We start from the raw sequence: 3,291 nt of genomic DNA on the forward strand, positions 1-3,291 counted from the left end.
GACGGGCTTGGCGTCGACGGGGCGGGCGTCGGCGTGAGCGGCGATCGGACCGGCGAACACACCACCGGTGAAAGCCAGACCAGCAACACCAAGAATGCTCTTACGGAAGATCGTGTTCATGGGGGAAAGCTCCATTCGGGGGTTGGCACACCACACGCCGATGGGGGTCAGCGGGATGTGCAAGCACCGTCAGGCGCTACAAGAACAAGGGGGAAAGTCTTAAAGGGGGGATCCGGCACGCGGGGCTCAGCCACTTCGCGGGGGCTGGCCATTCGCGGGGCTTGGCCTCTCGCGGGCTGGGCCACTTCGCGGCGCCGGGACCATGTGCAACGACCGGCGACCCACCATCATTCCCCGGGGCCGGCCACCCGGCGGGGCGGCTCATCGTCCCGCAGACGCGGGCCGGTCTTCCTCGGCCGTTCACCCGTGTTCAACGACCCCGCCCCGCCCACCATTCCGCCCCCACGATGCCGCCGGTCACACCCCCCAAACCGGACAGGGCGCTCGAACCGCACCCAGGCTGCTCAGCCCGGCAAAGCCGTCGGTGGAACGCCATGGACGTCTCCGGGCCCCGGTGACCTCCATCGCGTTCCACCGAGCGAGGGGCCACCGACCCACGATCAGGACATTCGCCTCATAACACCTCGCCTCATGGCGGCCACTCGCTAGCCCCAACGCCAGACCGCCCATGTAGCGGTGACCCACCGCCTCGGACACCCCCAGGTCGGCGACCTGCCGGGCCGATCCGCGATGATCGACTCGGCATGCCGCAAACCGCTCGACTCGACAGCCCGGGCACCGCGCCTTGCCGCAGAGGGGTGTGTCCGACGGCCGGGACACCGCGACCTGCCGCAAAGCGAGTCGATCACCGGCCCGGCTGGTCGTCGACGAGAGCGATCCCGCCACTTGAGCGGTTTGGACGCCCCCCGGCAGCCCCGCCTCCGTGACGTGACGTGACGTGAAGGAGCCGGCGCCACGGAGCCGGCGAGCGACGCCGGCTCTGGCGGGATCAGGCGGCCGGCCAGTCCTGGGAGGCCAGACGTGGCGAGGCCGCCCCGGGCGGGGCGGCCTCGAGCCAGGAGAGGAAGCCGGTCACCGTGGACCGCGCCATGGCGATCTCGACCGGAGCATGGTTGCTGGTACAGCGGAGGATCACCCAGTCGGCCGGCATGGAGAGCCGTTCCTGCCCTTCGGGCAGCCGCCGGCGCTCCACGGCGAGCCCCTTACGCGAGAGCACGCGCTTGGGACGCAGGGCGAAGCTGAACATGCGGTACCAGCGGAGCTGGTCACCGACGAAACGGCCGAAGCCGGGAGACCAGCCTCGGCCGTCGAGAATCGTGGAGACCCGGACGCTGAGCCGGATGATGCCTCCGCTGCGGGTGAACAGGGCCCGCCGGATGAAGAGGATCAGAAGCGCGGCGAGCACGACCGCGACGCCGACTCCGATCCCTTCCACGATCTCCATCGGCGGGTCGGCTCAGCGCGCCGGAGTGGCGGGGGTGGCGCTCTCAGCGAGGACGGTGACGCCCTCACCGGTCACCGACAGGAAGCCGCCGGCGATGTCGTACGCGAGCTGCTGGCCACCGGCCTGCTTGATGCGTACCTGGCTGGGCTCCACGAGCTGGCCGAGCAGGGGTGCGTGCCCCGGCAGCACACCCAGCTCACCCTCGGTCGTCCGGGCGACGACCATCTCGGCCTCGCCGGACCAGACCTTCTCCTCGACGGCTACGAGCTCGACGTGAAGCTGCTGTGCCACGCTGTCTCCTTGCTGCGGCGGCGGATTGCCGAAAGTCTAGTCGCGGCCCTCGGTGCGCCCCAACGCGGGTGGCGAGAGCTGCGCCACGGTCACACCAGCGGGCCCCGGCGCGTGCCGGGGCCCGCTGGCGGTCAGACTAGCTGTTCTTCTGCTTGAAGTCGGGGTGCTCCAGCATGAAGGCGTCGACCTGTTCGTTCCGGATCGCCGCGAAGAAGTCCTCGGCCGCCGGCTGGAGCTTCTCCCCCTTGTACGCCCCGCCGATGGTGACGGGACCGCCCGGCAGCTTGATCGTCTCGATCGAGTCCGAGCGGATGCCCTTCAGGGCGAGCGCGAAGTCGACCACGCTGTGCCCCCGGCCGTTGAAGATCAGCGAGTGGCCAGCCGCGCGGAGCACCCGGTCCAGCTTGATCGGGTTGGTCACCACGTCGGCGCTGAACGCCTGGTTCACCATCGCCTTGACGAACTGCTGCTGGTGCCGCTGCCGGCCATAGTCGGCGTCCGGCACGCCGTTCTTGGGGTAGCGCTGCCGGACGTAGTCCAGCGCCTGCCAGCCGCTCAGGTGGGCGTTGCCCTTCTTGTACTCGGCCTGCGGGCCGAGGTAGCCGCCGCCGCCCGGCCTGAGCTGGCGCATGGTGCCGTCGGGCTGGCGGTGCTCCGACGTCACGTCGCGCTCGATGTACATGTCGACGCCGCCCATCGCGTCCACGATGTTCTTGAAGCCGGTGAAGTTGATGATCGCGCCCGCGTCGAAGCGCTCGATGCCGGTCACCTGCTGGACGGTCTTGGCCAGCAGTTCGAAGCCGCGGGCGGCGTCCGGGTTCTGCCCGGGCACCCGGCTGCCGTACGACATCGCCGCGTTGAGCTTGTCGGTGCCGCCGCGGTATTCGGACTTCGGGAACTCGGGGATGTCCACCCGCAGGTCCCGTGGGAGCGAGAAGAGGTAGCCCCGGTCCAGACCCGCCGGCACGTGCAGGATCATGATCGAGTCCGCCAGCGGCGGGGTCTCCGGCTTGCGGGGGTCGATGCCGACCAGCAGGATGTTGAGCGGGCCCTTGATGTCGCTCTTCTTCTCGGTGGCCCCGGCCGCCTGGTCACCGAAGAGGTCCGCCTTGCCGACCGCGCCCTCGTAGCGACCCACCAGGGCGTGGTAGCCGACCAGCACGCTGCCGCTGAGCACCATCAGGGCCACCCCGAAGATGGTGCACACCCGGGCCCACCGGGGTACACCGCGCCAGATGGACGCCTTGCGGCGCTCCGTGCCGGCCTTACCCACGAGCAGCTCCAATCGTCACGCCCACGACTGGTAGACGGGCGCGCGGTCCGGTTTGGTTGCAGGAAACACACATCCAAGAGGTGACCGAAACGGTACCGCGCCGTGAGCCGAACTGCTTGCCGGTAAAACGAACATCTGGTAACAGGGGGCCTCGAACAGGCAGAGGCCGCCCCGACTTCCGTCGGGGGGGGCGCCGGGGGGGTGTGGGGTGGCGCAGCCCACCCTACACACCGAGGGCGTGATGTACAGGGGCACAAGCCCC

Annotated in this window: 3 protein-coding genes; all 3 read right to left on the reverse strand. The window is 69.8% G+C overall.

Going from position 1 to position 3,291, the window contains the following annotated elements:
• Positions 1-1,009 precede the first annotated feature (1,009 nt).
• The 3 genes from ACWEVO_RS33215 to ACWEVO_RS33225 all read right to left on the reverse strand — a co-directional run bounded on the left by ACWEVO_RS33215 (position 1,010) and on the right by ACWEVO_RS33225 (position 3,035).
• Positions 1,010-1,465 (reverse strand): DUF2550 domain-containing protein, encoded by a 456-nt coding sequence (locus ACWEVO_RS33215; RefSeq protein ID WP_452311385.1) that lies wholly within the window; start codon positions 1,463-1,465, stop codon positions 1,010-1,012.
• 12 nt (positions 1,466-1,477) lie between these two features.
• On the reverse strand, positions 1,478-1,756 hold the full coding sequence (locus tag ACWEVO_RS33220; protein WP_123240044.1) for a F0F1 ATP synthase subunit epsilon: 279 nt from the start codon (positions 1,754-1,756) through the stop codon (positions 1,478-1,480).
• A gap of 136 nt (positions 1,757-1,892) precedes the next feature.
• The gene (locus ACWEVO_RS33225; protein WP_452311386.1) at positions 1,893-3,035 is read right to left on the reverse strand and encodes an LCP family protein; all 1,143 of its coding nucleotides are present in this window, start codon (positions 3,033-3,035) and stop codon (positions 1,893-1,895) included.
• Between the last annotated feature and the right edge of the window lie 256 nt (positions 3,036-3,291).

It is taken from the genome of Micromonospora sp. NPDC003776, from assembly GCF_053605645.1.

Excerpts from the sequence above, each read along its gene's own strand:
- ACWEVO_RS33215 (WP_452311385.1), bottom strand. The coding sequence starts at position 1,465 with ATGGAGATCGTGGAAGGGATCGGAGTCGGCGTCGCGGTCGTGCTCGCC.